Raw genomic sequence first — 23,399 nt, 5'->3', positions numbered from 1 at the left:
AAGACGCCATACCGGCGGGTAACGTCCGGGCCGTCCCGTCGTACCCAGGATGTCGGTACTCAGGTCGCATCACACAACGTCGTGGCGCCGGCGCCCTATGAGGAGCAGCAGTCTTGCGCGAGTTCAGCCTTCCGGCTTTGTACGAGGTCCCCGCGGACGGCAACCTGACCGACATCGTCCGCAGAAACGCCGCGCAGCATCCCGATGTCGCCGTGATCGCCCGCAAGGCGGGCGGCGCCTGGCAGGACGTGACGGCCACCGCGTTCCTCGCCGAGGTCCGCGCGGCGGCCAAGGGCCTGATCGCGGCGGGTGTGCAGCCGGGCGACCGGGTGGGCCTGATGTCCCGGACCCGCTACGAGTGGACCCTGCTGGACTTCGCGATCTGGACCGCGGGCGGGGTCACCGTCCCGGTGTACGAGACCAGCTCGCCCGAGCAGGTGCAGTGGATCCTCGGGGACTCGGGCGTCACCGCGTGCGTGGTGGAGAGCGCGGAGCACGCGGCCGGTCTGGAGTCGATCCGGGACCGGCTGCCGGAGCTGAAGCACGTCTGGCAGATCGACGGCGGCGCGGTGGAGGAGCTGGGGCGGCTCGGCCAGGACGTCTCCGACGACACCGTCGACGAACGCTCCTCCCTCGCCCGCGCCGACGACCCCGCCACCATCGTCTACACCTCCGGCACCACCGGCCGCCCCAAGGGCTGTGTCCTCACCCACCGCGCCTTCTTCGCGGAGTGCGGCAACGCGGTGGAGCGGCTGCGCCCGCTGTTCCGCACCGGGGAGTGCAGTGTGCTGCTGTTCCTGCCGCTGGCCCATGTCTTCGGGCGGCTGGTGCAGGTCGCGCCGATGATGGCGCCGATCAAGCTGGGCCTCGTCCCGGACGTCAAGCACCTCACCGAGGAACTGGCCACCTTCCGCCCGACGCTGATCCTGGGCGTCCCGCGCGTCTTCGAGAAGGTCTACAACTCGGCGCGCGCCAAGGCGCAGGCGGACGGCAAGGGCAAGATCTTCGACAAGGCCGCGGACACCGCCATCGCCTACAGCAGGGCCCTGGACAGCCCGTCCGGCCCGGCCTTCGGCCTGCGCGTCAAGCACAAGATCTTCGACCGGCTCGTCTACGGCAAGCTGCGCGCGGTGCTCGGCGGGCGCGGCGAGTACGCCATCTCCGGCGGCGCCCCGCTCGGCGAGCGGCTCGGGCACTTCTTCCGCGGCATCGGCTTCACCGTGCTGGAGGGCTACGGGCTGACCGAGACCTGCGCGGCGACCACGTTCAACCCCTGGGACCGGCAGAAGATCGGCACGGTCGGGCAGCCGCTGCCGGGGTCGGTGGTGCGGATCGCCGACGACGGCGAGGTGCTGCTGCACGGCGAGCATCTGTTCAAGGAGTACTGGAACAACCCGGCCGCGACCGCCGAGGCGCTGGCCGACGGCTGGTTCCACAGCGGTGATGTCGGGACGCTGGACGAGGACGGGTATCTGCGGATCACCGGGCGCAAGAAGGAGATCATCGTCACCGCGGGCGGCAAGAACGTGGCCCCGGCGGTGATCGAGGACCGCATCCGGGCGCACGCGCTGGTCGCCGAGTGCATGGTGGTCGGCGACGGGCGGCCGTTCGTGGGCGCGCTGATCACCATCGACGAGGAGTTCCTGGGGCGCTGGGCCGCGGACCACGGGAAGCCCTCCGGGGCGACGGCGGCGGCGCTGGCGGGGGATCCGGATCTGGTGGCGGCGATCCAGCGTGCGGTGGACGACGGGAACGCGGCGGTGTCCAAGGCGGAGTCGGTGCGGAAGTTCCGGATTCTGCCGGGGCAGTTCAGTGAGGAGTCGGGGCATTTGACTCCGTCGCTGAAGCTGAAGCGGAATGTTGTTGCCAAGGATTTCGCTGAGGAGATTGAAGGGCTTTACGGGAAGTGACGCGCCCAAGGGGGGTGCGGATTGAGGGTTGGGGGCGAGTGCGGGTCGGGTGTGGCTGGTCGCGCAGTTCCTCCCCCAGAGGGGGTACCCCCAGCGCCCCTAAAAACATAAGAGCCCCCCTCGTTGGCCTTGAGCCCTGTCTACAACAAAGCCCTCAAGCGGTCCGCCAATAGGTCCCAGCGCCATTTTTCCTCCACCCACTGGCGGCCCCGTTCGCCCATGCTGCGGCGGAGTTCCTCGTCGGCCAGGAGGGCGATGACGCGGTCGGCGGTGTCCTCGGGGGACGCTCCCCGGACCACCCAGCCCGTCTCGCCGTCCAGGACCGCGTCGGGGGCGCCGCCGGAGTCGCCGGCGACGACCGGGAGGCCGGTCGCGGAGGCTTCCAGGTAGACGATGCCGAGGCCCTCGACGTCCAGACCGCCGCGCCGGGTCCGGCAGGGCATCGCGAAGACATCACCGGCGCCGTAGTGCGCGGGCAGGGACGCCCAGGGGACGGCCCCGGTGAAGACCACCGACTCGGTCACCCGGGTCTCCCGGGCCAGTCGGCGCAGGTCCTTCTCGTAGGGGCCGCCGCCGACGATCAGCAGGGCCGTGTCCGGGTGGTGGGCCAGGATGCGGGGCAGGGCGAGGATCAGGGTGTCCTGGCCCTTGCGCGGGACCAGCCGGGAGACACAGACCACCACCGGCCGGTCGGTGAGGCCGAGGCGGGCGCGGACCTGGGCGCCGCCGGAGCCGGGGTGGAAGGTCTTCTCGTCGACGCCGGGCGGCAGTTGGACCATCCGGGCGGCGGCCTCGGGGGTGAGCGCGGCGGCGATCCGGGAGCGGGTGTACTCGCCGAGGTAGGTGAGGGTGTCGGTGCCCTCGCCGATCCGGCGGAGCAGGGCGCGGGACGCGGGGAGCTGGGCCCAGCCCGCCTCGTGGCCGTGGGTGGTGGCGACCAGCCGTTCGGCGCCGGCCCGGCGCAGCGCGGGGGCCATCAGGCCGAGCGGGGCCGCCGCCCCGAACCACACCGCCGTACAGCCGTGTTCACGCAGCAGGGAGACGGCCCGCCGGGTGGCGCCCGGCGTCGGCAGCAGCATCGTCGTACGGTCGCGGACGACGGTGAAGGGCTGTTCGGCGTCGAAGGCGGCGGTGGCCGCGGCGCCCTCGGGGCCGCGCTTCCAGGTGGAGGCGTACACCACGAGGCGTTCGGGGTCGAGCCGCAGGGCCATGTTGTGCAGGAAGGCCTGGATCCCGCCGGGGCGGGGCGGGAAGTCGTTGGTGACGACGAGGGTCTTGCGCATCGGCGCCGAGCCTACCCAACGTAGACTCACCGCTCGGCACGGCCGGGCGCGGGAACAGGGGCTTCAGTGGAAAAGTCGGAGACGCGGCGCTCTCTGCCGTGGCTGATCGCGGTGTGGGCGCTGACCCGGGTGTTCCTGCTGCTGTTCGTGATGAAGGTGTGGGTGTTCCCGGGCCCGGATGTCACCAGCGATGTGTCGGTGATCTACCAGGGCTGGTACGAGGTGCTGCGCACCGGGACGTTCCCGCTGGACGATGTCACCTGGCAGTACCCGCCCGCCGCCGCGCTGCCGATCCTGTCGCCCGCCCTGCTGCCGTTCCTGGAGTACGCGCAGGCGTTCTTCGTGCTGGCCTTCGCCGCGGACCTGGTGGTGACGCTGCTGCTGATGGGCGCGGCGGCCGGGCGGGGCCGCTCGCTGGGCGGGGCCTGGGTGTGGGTGGTGGGCGTGCCGCTGCTGGGCCCGACGGTGTACGCGCGCTACGACGTGATGGTGACCGCCGTCGCCGTGGGCGCGCTGCTGGCGGGGGCCCGGCATCCCCGGCTGATGGGGGCGCTGGCCGGGTTCGGGGCGATGCTGAAGGTGTGGCCGGCGCTGGTGCTGCTGGGGGTGGTGCGGCGCCGGGCGTGGGGGGCCGCCGCGGTGGCCGCGGGTGCGGTGGCGGCGGTGAGCTGGCTGGCGATGCCGGGGGCGTTCGCGTTCCTGACGTTCCAGCGGGACCGGGGCACGGAGGTGGAGTCGCTGGGGTCGCTGGTGTTCCATGTCGCCCGGCACTTCGGCTGGGAGGGGCAGGTGCTGCTGAACTACGGGTCGGTGGAGTTCCTCGGCCCGTATGTGGAGGTGGTCAGCGCGGCGGCGCTGGTGCTGTCGGGGCTGGCGTTCGGGTGGCTGCTGCTGTGGCGGCTGCGGGCGCGGCGGTTCGAGGCGTGGACGGCGGCGGACGCGGCCTTCGTCGGGGTGCTGATGTTCACGGTGACGAGCCGGGTGATCAGCCCGCAGTACATGGTGTGGCTGGTCGGCACGGCGGCGGTGTGCCTGGGCTTCCGGGCGAGCCGGATGCGGGTGCCGGTGCTGCTGGTGCTGGTGGCGTGTCTGGTGACGGTGCTGGAGTTCCCGCTGTGGTTCTCGCACGTGGTGGCGAGCGACGCGCTCGGGGTGACGCTGCTGGTGGTGCGCAACGGGCTGCTGGTCGCGGCGGCGCTGCTCGCGGCGCGGATCCTGTGGCGGGAGACGGTACCGGCGAGGCCGGCCCCCACTCCCCTGCCGCCCGCGGAACGGGCGCGCCCGGCGGACCGCCACGTCCCCTCCTGAGCGGCGCGGATCACCCGGCCGGGAGCTGGGTCACCAGGTACTCCCGCCACTCCTCGGTGAACTGCTCCTCGCTCACGCCCAGCACCTTCGTCAGGGCCGAGGACACCGCGCCCTCGCGCTGCCCGTGGGCGGCGACCGCGCGGTAGAAGTCGGCGAGCAGGGGTGCGCCCCAGTGCTCGGCGATCATCCGGGCGGCCAGCCAGCCGGACTCGTAGGCGCGGGCCAGGGTCGCGGGGTCGTCGGTGAAGCCGAAGTCGTCGTCGGCCGGGAGGTCCTTCGGCAGTTCGCCGGAGGCGACCGCGCGGGCCAGTTCGGGGGCGATCTCGGCGGGGGTGCGGCCGGTGCCCCGGTAGCCGGTCCAGTCGGCGTAGCCCTCGGAGAGCCAGAGCGGGGTGGCGGCGTCGGTGTGGGCCCGGGTGGCGACATGGGTGGTCTCGTGGGTGAGGACCACCTGTTTGCCGGTGTCGCCGAGGATGGCGTACGCGTCGGGGTTGATGACGATCCGGTCGGCGGGGGCGTCCCCGTCGGCACCGACCTCGCCGGTGGTGACGGCGGCGATGCCCCGGTAGTGGGAGGCGGGCGACCCCAGCAGCCCGGCCATGCCGTCCAGCGACTTCGGTACGAGGACCAGGACGTGCTGCCCCCAGTCGGTGCCCCAGGCGCCGGAGACCGCCGGGACGGCCCGGTCGGCGAGGGCGGCGAAGTCGCGCAGGGACTGGGGGGTGCGGCCGACGCCCAGGATGAGGCTGCGGGTGCCCCGGATCACCTGGACCGGGCCCTGGTCCCAGAGCTGCTGCCCGGACTCCTCGGCGGGCCGGTCGGCGGTGAGCCGCCAGTCGCCGTCCCGGTCGCGGGTCAGGGTGAGGGTGCGGGCGGTGGTGACGGGGGCCCGGTCGTAGCCCTGGAGGCGGTAGCTCAGCTCGGCGTCGGCGGTGAAGGTGTCGGTGGCGCGGGTGCCGTCGGCGGGGGCGAGGCCGGTGACCCGGTAGGACCAGGCGGCCAGCGGCAGTGAGCCGAGGTTGTCCCAGTTGGTCGGGGTGCCGGTGGCCCGGTAGGTGACGGTGTCCCCGGCCAGCAGGGCCCCCGCACGGCGGTCCAGGAGCCGCTGGACGTCCGCGCGGCCGGTGTCCGGGGCGGGCGTCCGGCCGCAGGACACCAGCCCCACCAGGGTCACCAGGAGCACGCTCAGCGCGGCGCCCCTGGTGACCGCGGATATCGGTGCCCGCCCTCGACCGGTCATGGTGACGATCGTAAGGGGAGCAGCGGATTCAGACGCGTGTCACCGAATCGATCGGCATCATGCCGACCGGGTCGTAGCGCACGGGGGCGCCGGGGTAGGGGGCGTGGACGACCTGTCCGTCGCCGACGTACATGCCGACATGGCTGGCGTCGGAGCGGTAGGTGACGAGGTCGCCGGGCCGGGCCTGGGCGAGCGGGACATGGGTCCCGGCGTGGCGCTGGCCCTGGGAGGTGCGGGGGATGGCGATACCGGCCTGGGCGTAGGACCACTGGGTGAGGCCGGAGCAGTCGAAGCCACTGGGTCCGTTGGCGCCCCAGATGTAGGGCTTGCCGACGGCGGAGCGGGCGGCGGCGACCGCGGCGGCGGCGCGGCCGGAGGCGGGCCGGGCGCCGGAGGGGGCGGGCAGGTCGGCGCGGCCGGAGCGGGATGCGCGGTCGTGGGCGGCGCGCTCCTCGTCGGGCAGGGCGTTGAGGAGTTCCCGGGCCTTGGCGAGTTTGCCCTCGACGGTCTTCTTGTGGGCGGCGACGGCGGTGCGGCTGCGCTCCAGTTCGGCGAGGCGGGCGGTGGCCTCGGTGCGCTCCTGGGCCAGTTCGCGCAGGGCGCCGCGCAGTTCGGTGAGCTGGGCGGCCTGGCGGGTGCTGATCCGGTCCAGGACGGCGGCCTTGTCGAGGTAGTCGTCGGGGTCGTCGGAGAACAGCAGGGCGACGGAGGGGTCGACGCCGCCGGAGCGGTACTGGGCGCCGGCCAGGGAGCCGAGGGCCTCGCGCAGTTCGTTGACGTGTTCCTGCTGGCGGGCGATCCGGTCCTGGGTGCGGCGGACCTCGCCGCGCAGGGTGTCGGTGCGCTCGTCGGCCTTGTTGTACGCCTCGGTGGCCCGCTCGGCCTCGGTGTAGAGCCGGTCGACCTCGGCGCGGGTGTCGTCGGCGGGGGCGGTGGGAGCGGCGGTGGCCGGGGCGGCGCCGAGGGCGGCGACGGCGGCGGAGACCGCGGTGAGGACGGAGACGGCGACGTACGACCCTCGGTCGAACCCGGACGGTGCCTGACGGCGATGGGACCCCACGGGAAGCCGTGCCCCTTTCACTGGACGCACTGGACGCGCTGGACGCACTCGGCCCACTGGAGGCGCTGGGCTCAGTGGACTCCGTGGACGACTCAAGCGCGGCAGACAGTAGCCGTGTGACGGGGTGTCGGCCAAAGACCTCCGTGGGTACACACAGTGACGCCCCGCCGCTGACGCAGGTCACCGGCGGGGCGTGGGGTCACTTCAGGCACGTGGATTCCCCCGTTCGGGGGGCAGGCCGTGTCGCGGGTCGACGCGGGTCAGATCCGCACGCCGAACTGGAAGGGCATGTTGTTGATCGACTCGTAGCGCACGACGGCGCCGGTGCGCGGGGAGTGCAGGATCTGGCCGTTGCCCGCGTAGAAGCCGACGTGGTGCAGATCGCCGTAGAAGATGACCAGGTCGCCGACCTTGAGGTCGGACTGGCTGTAGATGCGGGTTCCGGCGTTGGCCTGGGCCTGGGAGGTGCGGGGGATCTGCATGCCGGCCTGGGCGTAGGCCCAGGAGGTCAGTCCCGAGCAGTCGAAGGAGGAGGGGCCGGAGGCGCCGTAGACGTAGGGGCTGCCGATGACGCTCTGGGCGGCGGCGTACGCCTGCATGGTGCGGCTGGAGCCCGCCGGGGCGTTGCCCAGGGAGACGCGCTCGGTGGAGTCGCGGCTGGCGCGCTGCTCCTCCTCCTGGAGGGCGGCCTTCTCGGCGGCGGTCAGCGAGTTGAGGAGCTTCTGGGCCTCGGCGAGCTTGGCCTTGACCTCGTCCTTCTTGTTGCCCAGCTCCTCGCGGGTGGTGGCGAGGTCCTTGAGCTTCTCGGTCGCCTCGGCGCGGTCCTGGGCGAGTTCGCGCTGCTTGTCCTGGATCTTGCCCAGGGCGTCGACCTGCTGGCTGCTGAGCTGGTCGAGGGTGGAGGCCTTGTCCAGGTAGTCGTCCGGGTCGGCGGAGAGGAAGAGCTGGACGGACGGGTCGATGCCGCCGGCGCGGTACTGGGCGCTGGCCATCGAACCGAGGCCCTCGCGCAGCTCGTTGACCTCTTCCTGGCCCTTGGCGACATTGTCCTGGATGGTGGAGATCTCCTTCTGGAGCTTCTCCTGCTTCTCCTTGGCGCCGTTGTACTTCTCGGTGGCGGCCTCGGCCTCTTCGTAGAGCTTGTCGACCTTCGCCTTGACCTCGTCCTTGGTCGGCTTCTCGCTCGGCGCGGCCTGGGCGGCCTGGGTGCTGATGGCGACAGCGGCGGCGGCTGCGGTGGTCAGCACGGTCACACGTGCGCGGCTCGGCTGCTTGGGTCGACGGTGGGACGCCACGGGGGCGATCTCCTTCTTCCTCCAGCCGCCTACCGACACGCCGGTGGGCGGTGCCCCTCCACCGTCACCCCTGCTGAGTGATCAACCGAGTGGAGGTTCGAGCCCAGACCCTAGTGACCCGGTTGTGATCAGTTCAAATCCTGAGCTGAAAAATCTCGCCCCACCGGCCATTATTTACACACAACTCACATCGCGTGATGCCCGATTGACCGTATGTCGCGGGAATATCACGTCAATTCGGTCAATCGGCTCGAAGGTTGCGCTTGGGGTGTCCCGCCGATCATGGGGCGGATCACCGGCAAGGGGTCAGCCCCGGGCGAACCGCTTCAGAAGAACCACGGACGCGACCGGCCGGGCCCCGGCCCGCGCCACCCCGTCGGCCACCTCGCGGTCGGTCGAGACCACGATCACCGGGCGGCCCGGCGGCTCGGCGCGCACCAGTTGCCGGATCAGCTCGTCCGCGGTGACCCCCGGTTTCGAGAACAGCACCCGCACCCCGCGCGGCGGCGCCAGCAGCACCGGCGCGGCCAGTTCCGCCCCGTCGAAGACACAGGTCACCTCGGCGCCGGACTGGGCGGCGAGCTGGGCGAGCTGGCCGAGCAGGCGCAGCCGCTGCTTCTCCAGCGGCATCTGCGGATAGCCGGTCTTGGTGACGTTGTAGCCGTCGACCACCAGATGCGCCTGGGGCAGCGCGAGCAACTGGTCGAGGATGGCCGGATCGTGCTCCGACAGGGCGCGCGCGGCGATGTCCTTGGGGGTCATCCGGCCCGGCTCGACCGCGTCCACGGTCTCCGCGGGTCGTACCGACACCGGGGGCAGGGCGAGTTCGCGGCGCAGGCCCTGGGCGGCGTCCAGCACCGTGTCCAGCAGCAGCCGTACCCGCATGTCCTCGACGCTGCGGCCCTCGCGGGCGGCCCGCCGGGTGGCCTCCAGGGCGGCCTCGGACTCACCGAGCCGGGACTTGAGGCGCCGGGACTCGCTCTCCGCGGCGGACACCTGGGCCTGCCCCTCGGCGCGCACCGCCTCCAGCTCGCCCTGCACCTTGCGCAGCGCCGCCTCACCGCGCCGGACGTCGCTGACGGCGGCGCGCAGCTTGCGGTGAAGCGATTCCGCTTCCTTGCGGGCGCTGTCCAGATCGGTGCGCAGCCGCTCGGTCTCGGCACGGATCTGCTCCTGGGCGGCGGCCAGCTCGGCGCGCAGCCGCTCCAGTTCGGCGCGGCTCTCCTCACCGGCCCGCTCGGCGTCCGCGCGCTGGGCCTCCTCGCCGGCCGCGGTGACCAGCTTCACCCAGCCCGCGGGCCGCAGCACATAGGCCGCCGCCGCCACATCCAGGGGATCGGCGGCGGGCGGCGGGGCGCCGGAGTCCAGCGCGCCGGTCAGTTCCGGCTGGGTCTCGCGCAGCTTCTCGCCGATGCGCTGCCGGAACAGCGCGTCGGTCTCCAGGGCGGCGGCCATCGCGTTCCCGGCGAACTTGGCCCGCCGGTTGGGGGCGAAGCGGGCGTACTGCCGAAGCTGTGCGGGCAGCTCGGCGACGGTGAGCCCGCCGAAGCCGTCGGACACGATCTGCACGACCCGGCGGCGCACCCCGTCGGGCAGTGGACGGTCGAGCACCTCAGCGGCGCCGTCGCCCGGCCCCCCGCCTGTGGTCTCCACCATCCGTCACCCCAATACCTGTGCCGATCCCGGCCCGGGATCGGCGGTCGGGGGCCCCGGCTCCGTCAGGAGTCGGCGCCCGGCCTGTCCACCAGTTCCACCTGGTCCACCGCGTTGCACCAGCGGCAGCGCACCGACTCGATGGTCTCATCGAGCACCTCGCGCTCCTCGACCTTCGGCTCCCCGGCCAGGTCCAGGTGGACGTACTCGACGACCTTCGACGAGCGCGTCACATCGAAGCGGGTCAGATTGCCGCAGAGCGTGCAGCGCCACCGCGAGGTGGCGGTGGGCAGGGGAACCGTCATCGTGGGCGTCCGCTTCCTTTTCGTCGTCCTACGTCTTCGTCGGGGCCCGTGCGTTCCTTGAGCCCCGCGTGCGCCGGGAGGGGCACGGGTGCGCCCGAGAGCGCCGAGCGCCCCCTCCAGTGTCCGCGACACGCCGGGCACTCCGGAGCGTGTCGGGGGGTAACCCTACGGCCTGGGGGGCGGGCGGCGCCCATCCCGGGACGGCGGCGAGGCGGTCTGCGTGGTTGCGTCCCGGTACGTCATGCTCTGTAGCCATGATCGGCAACTGGAGCGGGACGGCGGGCCGGGCGGTGGCGGCACTGCGCCGGCCGGCGGGCCCGGTGACGTACACCCTGATCGCGGTCTGCTGTCTGATCTTCCTGATCGGCCCGGCCTCCGGGTTCAATCCGTCCTACGGCACCGGGGACGCCCTGCTGGCCGCGCAGCGCGCCTACTTCCGGCACTGGGGCGTCGTACCCGCACAATTGTTCGAGGGTGAACCCCGGGCCGCGCTGACCCCGGCGACCGCGCTCTTCATCCACGGGAGCTGGGTCCATCTGCTCGGCAACATGCTCTTCCTCTACGTCTTCGGGGTGCTGACCGAGGAGCGGATGGGCCGCGTCGAGTTCACCCTCTTCTATCTCGGCTGCGGCTATCTCGCCCTGCTGGGCTACGCCGCCGCGCACGCGGACTCCGATCAGTCGCTGGTCGGCGCCTCCGGGGCGATCTCCGCGGTCCTAGGCGCCTTTCTGTGTGCCTTCCCCAGGGCGCGGGTGACCAGTCTGCTGCCGTTCCTGTTCTTTCTGCCGCTGCGCTTCCCGGCATGGGTGGTGCTGCCGTTCTGGGTGACGCTCCAGTGGATCGCGGCGGGGCGGGCCGAGCAGGGGCCCGGGGTGGCCTATCTGGCCCATCTGATCGGCTTCGCCCTGGGCTTCGGCTACGCGTGGGCCCGCTTCGGACGGACGGCTAAAGTGAGGGCCGCCCCAGCTCCGGCCCCCGAGGGAGAGAACCAGCCGTGATCACCGCGATCGTCCTGATCAAGACCAGCGTGGACCGGATCCCCGAGATCGCCGAGGAGATCGCCGCGCTGGACAGTGTCAGCGAGGTTTTCTCCGTCACCGGGACGTACGATCTGATCGCCATGGTCCGGGTCAAGGAGCACGAGGACCTCGCCGAGGTGATCCCGGGCCGCATCAGCAAGATCCCGGGCGTGGAGGGCACGGACACGCATGTCGCCTTCCGCACCTACTCCCAGCACGACCTGGAGGCCGCTTTCGCCATCGGCCTGGATTCTTAGGTTTTTTAGGGGCGCGGGGAACTGCGCGACCAGCCACGACGCGCCCGCACCCGCCGCACAACCCTCCGACGCACCCCCCTTGGGCGCGGTCCATCACCCCTCCCAGATGAAGAAACCCTCACCCAAACTTCATCCCCACCCCGCCCCCCGGCGCCGAACATCAAGAACATGGTCTTCTCCCACCGCATCGCGGCCCTCGCCGCCGTCGTGGTGATCCCCCTCGGGATCGCCGCGACCAGCTTCGCCCTCACCGACCGGCCGGAGTCCCCCGAGGTGCCCGCCAAGGTGGAACTGGACAGCGGCTCCCCCACGGCCAACCCCGCCGTCCCCGCCCCCACCCCCAGCGACGAGGTGGTCTCCCCACCCCCCGCCACCGACGCACCCGGCACCCCCACCGCACCCAGCACCCCGACCCCCACCCCCACCCCACCCGGCAACTCCAGCACCACCGGCGGAAACAATGACGACGACCGAGGCGGACCGGCCGGCAGCGGGGACGACGACGCGGACGACGACGGCGCCGGGGGCGACGACGGCTGAGCGGGGCCGCGCGCGGATCTCCGCCCGGGTCCGCATCCTGCTGTGGCTGCTGCTGGTGATGACCGTGGCCTTCGGCTCGGTCGCCACCACCGTGCGGACCATCCTGCTGCGCGACACCGATCAGCGGATCGCGGATCTGCTGGCCCAGGAGGCGGTGGAGTTCACCCAGTTCGAGGAGCGGGGTGTCGACCCGGCCGGCGGGCGGCCGTTCACCGACCCGACCCGGCTGCTGCGGGTGTTCCTGGAGCGCCAGCACGCCGACGCCGACGAGGAGCTGATCGGGCTGGTCGCGAGCCGCGGCCCGGACCCGGCGAAGATCATCCAGCAGCGGGAGATCCCGGCCGCGCTGCCGCTGCACCAGGACGCCGCCGCCCGCCGGGAGATCTTCGGCTCCGACCGCACCACCGGCACCGTGGAGCGCCCGGCGGGCAAGATCCGCTGGGCCAAGGTGGAGATCGCCCCCTACGGCGGTGAACCGGAGGCCGCCTTCGTCGTCGCCTTCCACCCGCAGCGCGAGTACGAGCGCGCCGACGAGGTCTTCCGCATCCTGCTGGCCATCTCCGGCGTCGCCCTGCTGATGACCACCGGCATAGGGTGGGTCGTCGCCGGACGCATACTCCAGCCCGTGCGGCTGGTACGGGCCGCCGCCGCCCAGCTCACCGAGCAGGACCTCACCCGGCGGATACCGGTCCACGGCCGGGACGACATCGCCGCCCTCGCCGAGACCTTCAACGACATGCTGGACCGCCTGGAGCGGGCCTTCGCCGCCCAGCGCGAGTTCGTGGACGACGCCGGGCACGAACTGCGCACCCCGATCACCATCGTGCGCGGCCATCTGGAGGTCATGGGCGACGATCCCGCCGAACGCGAGGAGACCGTCCGGCTGGTCACCGACGAACTCGACCGGATGAGCCGGATCGTCGAGGACTTGCTGCTGCTCGCCAAGGCCGAACGCCCCGACTTCGTCACCCCCGAGCCGGTCCAGCTCGCCGAACTCACCGCCGACGTCTACGTCAAGGCACGCGCCCTCGGCGAACGCGACTGGCAGCTCGCCGAGGTCGCCGACGCCGAGGTCCGCCTCGATCCGCAGCGCATCACCCAGGCCATGGTCCAGCTCGCCCAGAACGCGGTGCAGCACACCGGCCCCGGCAAGCGCATCAGCATCGGCTCCCGCACCGACGGGGCCCGCGTCGAGCTGTACGTCGCCGACTCGGGCACCGGGGTGCGCCCGCAGGACGCCGACGTCATCTTCGAACGCTTCCGGCGCGGCACCGCCCGGCGCGGCACCCGGGGCTCCGGCGCCGGGCTCGGCCTGTCCATCGTGCGGGCCATAGCGGAGGCGCACGGCGGCCGGGTCGGGCTGCACGAGACGGACGGCGGCGGCGCCACCTTCGTCCTCACCCTGGAGGAGACCCGTCCATGACATCCGGCCCCGTGACGCCCCGAGGGAAGTCCCCCGTATGAACCGCATCCTCATCGTGGAGGACGAGGAACGCATCGCCTCCTTCGTCGAGAAGGGCCTGCGTGCCAACGGCTTCACCACCACCGTCGTCGGCGACGGGGAGGCGGGCTACGAGTACGCCCTCACCGGCGGCTTCGACCTCGTCGTCCTGGACATCGGGCTGCCCGGCCGCGACGGCTTCACCGTGCTGCGCGAACTGCGCGAGGCGCGGGTCACCACCCCCGTCATCGTGCTCACCGCCCGCGACTCGGTCCGGGACACCGTGGCCGGTCTGGAGGGCGGCGCCGACGACTGGATGACCAAGCCGTTCCGCTTCGAGGAACTCCTCGCCCGGGTCCGGCTGCGGCTGCGGACGGCGGCCAGGGCGCCGGAGGTGACGGTGCTGAAGTCCGGCTCGCTCACCCTGGACCTGCGCACCCGCCGGGCCCGCTCCGGGGAGCGCACGGTCGATCTGACGGCCCGTGAGTTCGTGCTGCTGGAACTGTTCCTGCGCCACCCCGGCCAGGTCCTCTCCCGCGAACAGATCCTCTCCCACGTCTGGGGCTACGACTTCGACCCCGGGTCGAACATCGTGGACGTCTATGTCCGCGCCCTGCGCAAGAAGCTGGGCGCCGAACGGGTGGAGACGGTACGGGGCATGGGGTACCGGTTGCCGGTGTGACCCCCGGGAAGCGGGCGCCGGGCGCCCCTCACCAGCCAGCATGAAGTCTCTTTCATCGACGGCTCATCACAGGCTCACCGCCCCCGTGAACGCTCGATGGCGTGACCCTGAACCTCCGACTGACCGTGGGCCTGTGCCTGGCGCTGTCGCTGTGCGCCGTGCTGGCGGTCCCCGGCACCTTCCCCGGCCTGTCCGGCACCGCCCGGCTCACGCTCGCCGTCTTCGCCCTGGCGACCTGCGCCTGGATCGCCACCCCGATCGACGACACCTATATCGCGCTCGGCGCCGGACTGGCGCTGACCGTGACCGGGGTCATCAGCAGCGACACCTTCTTCGGCACCCTCGGTGACTCCACCGTCTGGCTGCTGATCTGCGCGTTCGTCCTCGCGGCGGCGGTCACCCGGACCGGGCTGGCCGGGCGGGCGGCGGCCTTTCTGGTCGGCGGGGCGCGCAGCGTACGGCAGCTCACCCATCTGACCACCGCCGCGCTGGTCGTCACCGCGTTCGCCGTCCCGGCCACCTCCGGGCGGGCGGCGCTCGCCCTGCCGGTGTTCCTGGCGCTGGCCAAGGCGCTGTCCGAGCACCGGCGGCTGGTGGTGATGCTGGCGCTGCTGTTCCCGACGGTCATCCTGCTGTCGGCGGTGGCCACGCTGATCGGCGCGGGCGCCCATCTGATCACCGTGTCGGTGCTGTGGGAGTCGACCGGGGAGCGGGTCGGGTTCACCGAGTGGCTGCTGATCGGGCTGCCGTTGGCCGTGGTCTCCTCGCACCTCGCGGCGGAGGTCGTGCTGCTGACGACGACCCGGCGGGCGGACCGGAAACTGCCGGTGGAGATCAGCGCGGCGGACATCCAGCAGCACACCGAGGAGCCCGTCACCGGGCCCTGGTCCGCCGCCGAGTCGCGCTGCGCGCTGCTGCTGGCGACGGTGGTGCTGCTGTGGTGCAGCGAGCCGCTGCACCAGGTGCCGCCCGCGCTGGTCGCGCTGATCGGCGCGGTGGTGGCCGCCTCACCGGCGATCGGCACGGTGAAGCTCAAGGACGCCCTGAAGACCGTGCCGTGGTCGTTGCTGCTGTTCATGGCGGCGACCATGGCGATGGGGGTCGCGCTGTCCGACTCGGGCGCGGCGAAGTGGTTGGTGTCGGGGCTGCCGACGGGGGTGGGGCCCGAGGTGTTCCTCGCGGGGGTGATCGCGATCAGCACGGCGGCGCATCTGGTGCTCCAGTCGCGGTCGGCGCGGTCGTCGGTGCTGGTGCCGCTGGTGGTGGCGGCTGCGGTGGGGGTGGGGGTGAATCCGGTGGCGGCTGCGCTGGCGTCGACGGCCGCGGCGGGGTTCTGCCACACGCTCCCGGCGTCGGCGAAGCCGGTGGCGTTGTTCGCGGAAGTACCCGGCGTTGCCACGTACACACCCCGGGATCTGCTGCGGATGTCGGCGTTTCTGGCGCCGTTGACGGCGGTGCTGGTGCTGGTGTTCGCGGTGGTGGTGTGGCCGGTGATGGGGGTGCCGTTGCGATAGCACTCCGTTCGTGGACCTGCTGTGCGCGGCTGCGGGTTCGTTGTGGCGGGTCGCACCCACGCGGCGGAGCCGCACAGGAGACACAGCCCCGCGCCCCAAGAAATGGGCGCTACCCATCCCCCTGTCGACCAGGGACCGCCTCCCTCAAAGGACGGGCGTTCCCCCTTCCCTCTCTCTATGAGGAGCCCTCTGATGCTCTCCCGTATTGCTGTCGCCCCCAGTGGGTTCAAGGAGTCGCTGTCCGCTCAGGCCGCTGCCGAGGCCATTGCCGCCGGGGTGCGGCGGGTGTTGCCGGAGGCCGAGGTGGATCTGATTCCGCTGGTGGACGGTGGGGAGGGGACCGCCCGCGCGCTGGCCTCGGCCGGGGGCGGGCGGCTGGTCGCGCTGTCGGCCACCGGACCGCTCGGGGAGCGCGTCGGCACCCATTTCGCGCTGCTGGACTCCGGGCGGACCGCCGTCGTGGAGATGGCGGCCGTCGCCGGGCTGTCGCTGGTGCCGGCCGGGCTGCGGGACCCGGGGGCGACGACCACCCACGGGGTGGGCGAGCTGATCCGGGCCGCGCTGGACACCGGCGTCGAGCGGATCGTCGTCGGCTGCGGGGACTCGGGGACCTCGGACGGGGGCGCGGGCGCGCTCCAAGCGCTGGGGGCGCGGCTGCTGGACGCCGACGGGTTCGAACTGGGCCCGGGTGGCGGGGAGTTGGTGCGGCTGCACCGGATCGACGGGCGCGGGCTCGATCCCCGGCTCGGCCGCACCGAGATCCTGGTCGCCTGCAACCCGTACAACGTGCTGTGCGGGGAGCGGGGCGTGGCCCGGGTGTTCGGGCCGCAGAAGGGGGCCACCCCGGCCCAGGTGGAGCGGCTGTCGGAGGGGCTGGAGCGCTGGGCGTATCTGCTGCGCCGCGACCTCGGGCCGGGCACGGTCGATCTGCGGTACGGGGCGGGAACCGGCGCCTCGGGCGGGCTGGGGGCGGGGCTGGCGGCGCTGGGGGCCCGGCTGCTGCCGCGCTTCGAGGTGCTGCTGGACCATCTCGACCTGGACGCCCGCCTCGCCCGCGCCGACCTCGTACTGACCGCCGAGGGCGCGCTGGACGAGCAGACCCGGCGCGGCAAGGTACCGGGCGAGGTGGCCCGCCGCGCCAAGCTCTACGGGCGTCCGGTGCTGGCGCTGGCCGGGACCCTCGGCAAGGGTGCCGGTGATGTCCCGGGGGTGGACGCCTGCCACGGCATCCTGCCCGCCCCGATGGCGCTGGCGGAGGCGCTGGTGCGGGCGGGCGAGCTGCTCACCGACGCCACCGAGCGGGCGCTGCGGATGGTGGTGCTGGGGGCGCGGCTGCCGGTTCAGGCGGAGGTGTCGGGGACGCAGCGGCCGTCGACCGTGCGGTAGTTCCAGCGGGCGCCGTCGGCGACGAGTTCGCGCACGGCCCGGACAAAGCGGTCGATGTGCTCGTCCGGGGTGCCGGCGCCGAAGCTGACCCGGATGGCGTTGAGGGACTTCTCGCCGGGCGCGGCCTCCGGGGCACCGCACTCGCCCTGCGACTGCGGGTCGCTGCCGAGCAGGGTGCGGACCAGCGGGTGGGCGCAGAACAGGCCGTCGCGGACGCCGATGCCGTACTCGGCGGAGAGCGCGGCGGCGAAGTGGGAGCTGTTCCAGCCGTCGACGACGAAGGAGATGACGCCGACGCGGGGCGCGTCGTCCCCGAACAGCGACAGCACCCGCACCTCGGGGATCCCGGCGAGCCCGGCCCGTACGGTGTCGATGAGGTGCTGCTCGCGGGCGACGAGGGTGTCGAACCCGGCCTCGGTGAGGGCGGTGCAGGCGGAGGCGATGGAGTAGGCGCCGATGACGTTGGGCGACCCGGCCTCGTGGCGGGCGGCGCTGTCGTGCCACTCGACGTCCACTCCCCCGTCCTCGCGCCGGGTGACCTTGCGGCTGGCGCCGCCCCCGGCGAGGTAGGGCTCGGCGGCGGTCAGCCAGTCGGCGCGCCCGGCGAGGACGCCGGAGCCGAAGGGGGCGTACAGCTTGTGGCCGGAGAAGGCGACCCAGTCGACGTCCAGGTCGGCGAGGGAGACGGGGTGGTGCGGGGCGAGCTGGGCCGCGTCGAGGACGATCCGGGCGCCGTGCGCGTGGGCGGCGGCGGTCAGCTCCCGCACCGGCCACAGCTCGCCGGTGACATTGGAGGCGCCGGTGACACAGACCAGGGCGGGGCCGTGGGGGTCCCGGGCGGCGAGGGCGCGCTCCAGGGTCTCGACGGCCTGGGCCGGGGTGCGCGGGGCGTCGAGGTAGGTGACGCGGGCGTCCTTCCAGGGCAGCAGGGAGGCGTGGTGCTCGGTCTCGAAGACGAAGACCTGGCAGCCGTCGGGCAGGGCGGCGGCGAGCAGATTGAGCGAGTCGGTGGTGGACCGGGTGAACACCACCTGGTCGCCCTCCCGGCACCCGAGGAACCGGGCGACGGTGGCGCGGGCGTTCTCGAACAGATCCGTCGAGAGCTGCGACAGATACCCGGCGCCCCGGTGCACGCTGCCGTAGTAGGGCGCGTAGGCGGCGACGTCGTCCCACACCCGCTGGAGCGCGGGCGCACTGGCGGCGTAGTCGAGCGCGGCGTAGGTCACCTCACCACCGGTGACGAGGGGCACGGTGACATCCCGCCCGAGAACGGGAAGCGGCTCGCACACGGTGGCGGTGGTGGTGACGGACATGGGCCCACGACTCCTCGACGACCAGGACCCCTGGTGACGCGAGGGGTCCGCGCTTGCCATGGACCTCACTGCCCACGGCCTGGTCTTCACCCGGGGCACCCCGCCACGGACGGAGGGTTGCCGGACAGCCGGCCGGGGCCTGATGGCTGTCACTCATGACCTACTCGAAAACTTACGCGACGACAGAAAGAAAGCGCAACTCCCCCTTTCGAACCGGGGGGAGTCACAAGGCTTTTAGGGGCGCTGGGGGTACCCCCTCTGGGGGAGGAACTGCGCGACCAGCCCTCCACTCACCCGCACCCGAAGCACTACGAATTACTGGCAGCGACCCACCGCTCCAGCACAGCCCTCGCCGCCCCGGAATCGATCGCCGCCCCCGCCTTCTCCATCCCCACCCGAACCTGCTCCACCAGCGGCGCACCCGTCGGCTCAAGAGCCACCAGCGCAGCCGCAGCGTTCAGCACCACCGCATCCCGCACAGCCCCCCGCTCCCCCTCCAGCAAGCGCAGCGCCACCCCCGCGTTGAACGACGGATCCCCGCCCCGCAGCGCCTCCACCGGCACCAGCTCGATCCCCACATCCCGGGGATCGAAGGTCTCCTCCGTCACCTTCCCGTCCCGCACCACCCACACCCGGGACGTCGAGGTGACGGTCAGCTCGTCGAGCCCGTCGTCCCCCCGGAACACCAGCGAGGAGTTCCCCCGCTCGGCGAAGACCCCGGCGACCACCGGCGCCATCCGGGGATCGGCGACCCCGACGGCCTGCGCCCGCACCTTCGCCGGGTTGGTGAGCGGGCCGAGGATGTTGAACACCGTCCGGATCCCGAGCTGCCCGCGGGCCGCGCCGGCGTACCGCAGGGCGGGGTGGAACTTGATGGCGAAGCAGAAGGTGATCCCGGCCTCCTGAGCGACCTCGGCGACCCGGGCCGGGGTCAGCTCCAGATTGACGCCGAGCTTCTCCAGTACGTCGGAGGCGCCGGACGCGGAGGACGCGGCCCGGTTGCCGTGCTTGACGACCGTGGCGCCGGTCCCGGCGACGACGATGGAGGCCATCGTGGAGATGTTGACGGTCTTGGCGCCGTCGCCGCCGGTGCCGACGATGTCGACCGTGCGGCCGGGCACCTCGATCACATTGGCGTGCGCGTACATCGTCCGGACCAGGCCGTTGATCTCCTCGACGGTCTCGCCCTTGGCCCGCAGGGCGACCGCGAACCCGGCGATCTGGGCGTCGGTGGCCTCGCCGCGCATGATGCGGTCCATGGCCCAGGCGGTGTCCTCGGCGCTCTGGTCGCGGCCGTAGAGCAGCCCGTTCAGGACGTCGGGCCAGGAGCGGGCCGCCGCGGTGTCGCCTCCAGCGGGGTGCACAGCGCTCATGAGCCGCTCCTGGGTGTGGTCCGCGCCAGACGGGCGGGGACGGGTCTGTTCGATACGGGTCCAGCCTATCCAGCCGGGGCCGTCCCCTCGTCCCCCGTCCACCCAACGGACCCGGCACCGGACAGCCGCAGCGGACAACACCGAGGGCCCCGCTCCGGTGTCCGGAACGGGGCCCTCGGCTGTGGCAACGCTGGTACTGCTGAGGGTGCTGGTACTACCGGCACCCCTGAGGAACGCCGGAGGCGATCAGTGGTGGCCGTGGCCGCTCGTGATCTCCTTGTACTCCTCGACCGTCGGCTTGGTGATCTGGGAGTCCTCCCCGTAGTACGCCTTGCTGAGCTTGGCGCGGAGCTTGTCCGGGGCCTTCACCTTGCGGGCGACGCCGTTCTCGTCGGTCGCCGCGCCGACCTGGGCCGGCTCGTACTGCTCGTGTGCGGTGAGGGTGTGGAGCTGCTCCTGGCTGAGCGGCTCGTGGACCTCGATGAACTCACCGTGCGGCAGGCGCTTGATCGTGCCGGTCTCCCGGCCGTGCAGCACCTTCTCCCGGTCCCGGCGCTGGAGGCCGAGGCAGATCCGCTTGGTGAGGATGAACGCGATGACCGGCCCGGCGAAGAACCCGATCCGGACGAACCAGGTGACCGCGTTGATCGACAGATGGAAGTGGGTGGCCCACAGGTCGTTGCCACCGCCGACCAGCGTGATCATGTACATCGTGATCCAGGCGACACCGAACGCGGTCCGCGTCGGGGCGTTGCGCGGGCGGTCCAGGATGTGGTGCTCGCGCTTGTCCCCGGTGATCCAGGACTCGATGAACGGATAGACCGCGATGGCCATCAGGACCACACCGAACAGCACCAGCGGGATGAACACCCCGAGGACCAGGGTGTGGCCCCAGAAGTTCACTTCCCAGCCGGGGAAGAACCGGATCAGACCCTCGGCGAAGCCCATGTACCAGTCGGGCTGGGCGCCCGTGGACACCATGTCGGGCCGGTAGGGGCCGAGCACCCAGATCGGGTTGATCTGCGCGATGGCCGCGATGGCCGCGATGACACCGAAGACCAGGAAGAAGAAGCCTCCGGCCTTGGCCATGTAGACCGGCATCAGCGGCATGCCGACGACGTTCTTGTTGGTCTTTCCGGGACCCGCGAACTGCGTGTGCTTGTGGTAGATGACCAGGATCAGGTGGGCCACGACCAGTCCGAGCATGATGCCCGGCAGCAGCAGGATGTGGATCGAGTAGAACCGGGCGACGAAGTCGGTCCCCGGGAACTCCCCGCCGAACAGGAAGAACGAGATGTACGTGCCGACGATCGGCGTCGCCAGGATCGCGCCCTGGGTGAAGCGCACACCGGTGCCGGAGAGCAGGTCGTCCGGGAGCGAGTAGCCGGTGAAACCGGTGAACATGCCGAGGACGAAGAGCAGGAACCCGAACAGCCAGTTGATCTCACGCGGCTTGCGGAACGCGCCGGTGAAGAAGACGCGCATCATGTGCACGAACATGCCGGCCAGGAAGATCAGCGCGGCCCAGTGGTGGATCTGGCGGATGAGCAGACCGCCGCGCACATCGAAGGAGATGTGCATGGTCGACTCGAACGCCTGGGACATGAGCTGTCCCTGGAGCGGCACGTAGGAGCCGTGGTACTCGACCTCGGCCATCGACGGCTGGAAGAACAGCGTCAGATAGACACCGGTCAGGATGATGATGATGAAGCTGTAGAGGCAGATCTCACCCAGCATGAACGACCAGTGGTCGGGGAAGATCTTGCGCATATTGGCCTTGGCGAGGGAGTAGATCCCCAGCCGGCCGTCCGCCCAGTCGGCGACGCGCTCGCCCGCGGGGGCCTTGCCCCGCCTGGCCTCGTTCTCGTTGGTCGTCGTGGAACTCGTAGTGCTCATCCGCGCTCCCAGAATGCAGGACCGACGGGCTCTTCGAAGTCGCCGAGCGCCTCAAGGTAGCCCTCGTCGTTCACGCCGATGCGCAACTGCGGCAGGGCGTGACCGGCGGGGCCGAAGATCACCCGGGCACCGTCGGAGAGGTCGAAGGTGGACTGGTGGCAGGGGCACAGCACGTGGTGCGTCTGCTGCTCGTACAGCGAGATCGGGCAGCCGACGTGGGTGCAGATCTTGGAGTACGCCACGATCCCGTCGTGCGACCACTCCAGCTCGCGGGCGTCCTTGATGTCGTCCGGCTGGATGCGGACGATCATCAGGGCGGCCTTGGCGATCTCGTTCTGGAAGCCGTGGTCGTGCTCCTCCAGGCCCTCGGGCTTGCAGAACGTGAGCGAGCCGACGGCCACGTCCGAGGGACGCAGCGGCTCGTTCGTGTTCATGTTGACGAGGAGCTTGCCCGCCTTCCACAGGGTGTGGCGCAGCTTGTCCTCGGGCAGCGGACCGAGGTCGCGCAGCAGGACCACACCGGAGAGCGGGAACAGGGCCAGGGCGCCGAACATGGTGGTGCGGATGAGCTTGCGGCGGCCGAGCGCGGATTCCTCGGCGCCCTGCCGGAAGTCGGCCAGGACCTTGGCCTTGACCTCGGGCTCCGCCGCGATCGGGTGCCGCTCGTCGGCGATCTCGTGGTCCGACATCAGGGTGCGGGCCCAGTGGACCGCGCCCGCGCCGATCAGGAACAGCGCGCCGCCGAGGGTGAGCCCGAGGGCGAAGTTCAGCGCGTTGATGTGCCCGATCGGAAAGACGAAGATCGACTTTTCCTTCGGGATCGCCACATAGGAGGCGATGAAGCCGGCGGTGGCCAGCATCGACAGGGTGAAGAGAAAGGCGACCGTGCGCTCGGAGCGCTTGGCGGCCCGCTCGTCGATGTCCTGGACGCGCAGCTCGTGGGGGGGCAGGCCCGGGTCGGCGAACGGGTTCTTCTCGTCCGCCACGGCGGGCACGTGGTGCTCGGCCTCGGCCGGCAGGTTCTCTTCTGGAATGTCTTGGCTACTCATGACTTCTTGGCCTTTGCGGTCCGAGCGGCGACCCAGACGGCGACCGCGATCAGCACGCCGAGGCCGAAGATCCACGCGAAGAGGCCCTCGACGACCGGTCCGAGCCCGCCCAGCGACATGCCGCCCGGGTTCTCGGTGTCGGAGCTGTTGACCGCGTCGAGGTAGGCGATGATGTCCTTCTTGTTCTGCTCCGTCAGTGTGGTGTCGGGGAACGACGGCATGTTCTGCGGGCCGGTCTGCATGGCCTCGTAGATGTGCTTGGGGTCGACCCCGTCCAGCGGCGGCGCGTACTTGCCCTTGGTCAGGGCGCCGCCCTTGCCGGTGAAGTTGTGGCACTGCGCGCAGTTGTTGCGGAACAGCTCCCCGCCCTCGGCGATGTCCGCGCCCTGGGGCCCGTACTGCTCCTCGGTCGGGATCTCGGGGCCGGCGCCGAAGGAGGCGATGTACGCGGCGAGCTGGTCGATCTCGGCCTGCGAGTAGATGTTCTTCTTCTTCGGTACCTGGGCGCCCTGCGAGGTGGCGGCCGGCATCCGGCCGGTGGCGACCTGGAAGTCGACGGCCGCGGCCCCCACGCCGACCAGGCTGGGACCGTCGGAGGTGCCCTGACCGCCGGTGCCGTGGCAGCTTGCGCAGCCGACGGCGTAGAGCTTCTTGCCCTCTTCGATGGCGAGGGACTGGGCGGTTGTATCGGCCTGCGCCTTGTCCGCGGGCGCGAATGTGGCGTACAGCCCCCCAGTGGCCGCCAGCGCGAGGAGTAGGACGACGACTGCCGCCAGCGGATGGCGTCGTCGTGCGGAGAGCTTTTTCACGGATTACCCCGGTGTCAGGATCTTCTGCGTCGATGCTGCTTCTGGAATGCGGGTGCGTGCGCCGGG

The 23,399-nt window shown here is 71.8% G+C and carries 20 protein-coding genes and 1 riboswitch; of the genes, 9 read left to right on the top strand and 11 right to left on the bottom strand.

Annotation, left to right across the window (positions count from 1 at the left end):
* Nucleotides 1–113 precede the first annotated feature (113 nt).
* On the top strand, nucleotides 114–1,910 hold the full coding sequence (locus tag AB0O01_RS14265; protein WP_365313232.1) for an AMP-dependent synthetase/ligase: 1,797 nt from the start codon (nucleotides 114–116) through the stop codon (nucleotides 1,908–1,910).
* Nucleotides 1,911–2,050: 140 nt separating this feature from the next.
* Here AB0O01_RS14265 and AB0O01_RS14260 read toward each other — a convergent pair whose 3' ends face one another.
* Nucleotides 2,051–3,193, bottom strand: coding sequence for a glycosyltransferase family 4 protein (locus AB0O01_RS14260; RefSeq protein ID WP_365313230.1), 1,143 nt, complete (start codon nucleotides 3,191–3,193; stop codon nucleotides 2,051–2,053).
* Between the two features lie 66 nt (nucleotides 3,194–3,259).
* Here AB0O01_RS14260 and AB0O01_RS14255 point away from each other — a divergent pair, with 66 nt between their 5' ends.
* Nucleotides 3,260–4,501, top strand: coding sequence for a glycosyltransferase family 87 protein (locus tag AB0O01_RS14255; protein ID WP_365313228.1), 1,242 nt, complete (start codon nucleotides 3,260–3,262; stop codon nucleotides 4,499–4,501).
* Between the two features lie 10 nt (nucleotides 4,502–4,511).
* Here AB0O01_RS14255 and AB0O01_RS14250 read toward each other — a convergent pair whose 3' ends face one another.
* From AB0O01_RS14250 to AB0O01_RS14230, 5 genes are all read right to left on the bottom strand, one after another.
* Nucleotides 4,512–5,741 (bottom strand): hypothetical protein, encoded by a 1,230-nt coding sequence (locus tag AB0O01_RS14250; RefSeq protein ID WP_365313226.1) that lies wholly within the window; start codon nucleotides 5,739–5,741, stop codon nucleotides 4,512–4,514.
* A 28-nt stretch (nucleotides 5,742–5,769) separates the two neighbouring features.
* Nucleotides 5,770–6,801 (bottom strand): NlpC/P60 family protein, encoded by a 1,032-nt coding sequence (locus tag AB0O01_RS14245; protein WP_365313225.1) that lies wholly within the window; start codon nucleotides 6,799–6,801, stop codon nucleotides 5,770–5,772.
* Nucleotides 6,802–7,061: 260 nt separating this feature from the next.
* Nucleotides 7,062–8,096 carry an NlpC/P60 family protein gene (locus AB0O01_RS14240; protein WP_365313223.1) on the bottom strand — a complete coding sequence of 345 codons (1,035 nt, stop codon included), beginning with the start codon at nucleotides 8,094–8,096 and terminating at the stop codon, nucleotides 7,062–7,064.
* 306 nt (nucleotides 8,097–8,402) lie between these two features.
* Nucleotides 8,403–9,752, bottom strand: a complete 1,350-nt coding sequence (locus tag AB0O01_RS14235; protein WP_365313221.1) for an NYN domain-containing protein — start codon at nucleotides 9,750–9,752, stop codon at nucleotides 8,403–8,405.
* A 62-nt stretch (nucleotides 9,753–9,814) separates the two neighbouring features.
* A complete protein-coding gene (locus AB0O01_RS14230; protein ID WP_365313219.1) occupies nucleotides 9,815–10,054 on the bottom strand; it encodes a hypothetical protein in 240 nt (79 codons plus the stop codon).
* Between the two features lie 254 nt (nucleotides 10,055–10,308).
* Here AB0O01_RS14230 and AB0O01_RS14225 point away from each other — a divergent pair, with 254 nt between their 5' ends.
* The 7 genes from AB0O01_RS14225 to AB0O01_RS14195 all read left to right on the top strand — a co-directional run bounded on the left by AB0O01_RS14225 (nucleotide 10,309) and on the right by AB0O01_RS14195 (nucleotide 16,893).
* Nucleotides 10,309–11,052 carry a rhomboid family intramembrane serine protease gene (locus AB0O01_RS14225; protein WP_365313218.1) on the top strand — a complete coding sequence of 248 codons (744 nt, stop codon included), beginning with the start codon at nucleotides 10,309–10,311 and terminating at the stop codon, nucleotides 11,050–11,052.
* Nucleotides 11,049–11,330, top strand: coding sequence for an Lrp/AsnC ligand binding domain-containing protein (locus AB0O01_RS14220; protein ID WP_355736461.1), 282 nt, complete (start codon nucleotides 11,049–11,051; stop codon nucleotides 11,328–11,330). The genes AB0O01_RS14225 and AB0O01_RS14220 overlap by 4 nt, the downstream gene beginning before the upstream one ends.
* Before the next feature lie 168 nt (nucleotides 11,331–11,498).
* Nucleotides 11,499–11,870, top strand: coding sequence for a small secreted hydrophilic protein (locus tag AB0O01_RS14215; RefSeq protein ID WP_365313216.1), 372 nt, complete (start codon nucleotides 11,499–11,501; stop codon nucleotides 11,868–11,870).
* Nucleotides 11,791–13,293, top strand: coding sequence for a HAMP domain-containing sensor histidine kinase (locus tag AB0O01_RS14210; RefSeq protein WP_365313215.1), 1,503 nt, complete (start codon nucleotides 11,791–11,793; stop codon nucleotides 13,291–13,293). Before AB0O01_RS14215 ends, AB0O01_RS14210 begins: the two co-directional genes overlap by 80 nt.
* A 37-nt stretch (nucleotides 13,294–13,330) precedes the next feature.
* The gene (locus AB0O01_RS14205; RefSeq protein ID WP_355736455.1) at nucleotides 13,331–13,993 is read left to right on the top strand and encodes a response regulator transcription factor; all 663 of its coding nucleotides are present in this window, start codon (nucleotides 13,331–13,333) and stop codon (nucleotides 13,991–13,993) included.
* Between the two features lie 101 nt (nucleotides 13,994–14,094).
* The gene (locus AB0O01_RS14200; protein ID WP_365313214.1) at nucleotides 14,095–15,507 is read left to right on the top strand and encodes an SLC13 family permease; all 1,413 of its coding nucleotides are present in this window, start codon (nucleotides 14,095–14,097) and stop codon (nucleotides 15,505–15,507) included.
* A gap of 192 nt (nucleotides 15,508–15,699) precedes the next feature.
* On the top strand, nucleotides 15,700–16,893 hold the full coding sequence (locus AB0O01_RS14195; RefSeq protein ID WP_365313213.1) for a glycerate kinase: 1,194 nt from the start codon (nucleotides 15,700–15,702) through the stop codon (nucleotides 16,891–16,893).
* Here AB0O01_RS14195 and AB0O01_RS14190 read toward each other — a convergent pair.
* The 5 genes from AB0O01_RS14190 to AB0O01_RS14170 all read right to left on the bottom strand — a co-directional run bounded on the left by AB0O01_RS14190 (nucleotide 16,848) and on the right by AB0O01_RS14170 (nucleotide 23,333).
* Nucleotides 16,848–18,206, bottom strand: a complete 1,359-nt coding sequence (locus AB0O01_RS14190) for an aminotransferase class V-fold PLP-dependent enzyme (RefSeq protein WP_365313212.1) — start codon at nucleotides 18,204–18,206, stop codon at nucleotides 16,848–16,850. The two genes, AB0O01_RS14195 and AB0O01_RS14190, sit on opposite strands and share 46 nt — an antisense overlap.
* Nucleotides 18,207–18,250: 44 nt before the next feature.
* Nucleotides 18,251–18,367, bottom strand: a riboswitch (SAM riboswitch).
* Between the two features lie 147 nt (nucleotides 18,368–18,514).
* On the bottom strand, nucleotides 18,515–19,579 hold the full coding sequence (gene trpD / locus AB0O01_RS14185; protein WP_365313210.1) for an anthranilate phosphoribosyltransferase: 1,065 nt from the start codon (nucleotides 19,577–19,579) through the stop codon (nucleotides 18,515–18,517).
* A gap of 246 nt (nucleotides 19,580–19,825) precedes the next feature.
* A complete protein-coding gene (locus AB0O01_RS14180) occupies nucleotides 19,826–21,475 on the bottom strand; it encodes a cytochrome bc complex cytochrome b subunit (protein ID WP_365313208.1) in 1,650 nt (549 codons plus the stop codon).
* Nucleotides 21,472–22,524: a Rieske 2Fe-2S domain-containing protein gene (locus tag AB0O01_RS14175; protein WP_365313206.1), complete on the bottom strand. Its 1,053-nt coding sequence runs from the start codon at nucleotides 22,522–22,524 to the stop codon at nucleotides 21,472–21,474. The genes AB0O01_RS14180 and AB0O01_RS14175 overlap by 4 nt, the downstream gene beginning before the upstream one ends.
* Entirely contained in the window at nucleotides 22,521–23,333 is an 813-nt protein-coding gene (locus AB0O01_RS14170; RefSeq protein ID WP_365313204.1) for a c-type cytochrome, read from the bottom strand. The genes AB0O01_RS14175 and AB0O01_RS14170 overlap by 4 nt, the downstream gene beginning before the upstream one ends.
* Nucleotides 23,334–23,399: the final 66 nt, after the last annotated feature.

Origin of the sequence: Streptomyces sp. NPDC093252 (assembly GCF_040683675.1) — a bacterium.
Lineage (GTDB): Bacteria > Actinomycetota > Actinomycetes > Streptomycetales > Streptomycetaceae > Streptomyces.
The sequence above is the reverse complement of the archived record's forward strand: the minus strand, read 5'-3'. Positions and strand labels throughout refer to the sequence as shown.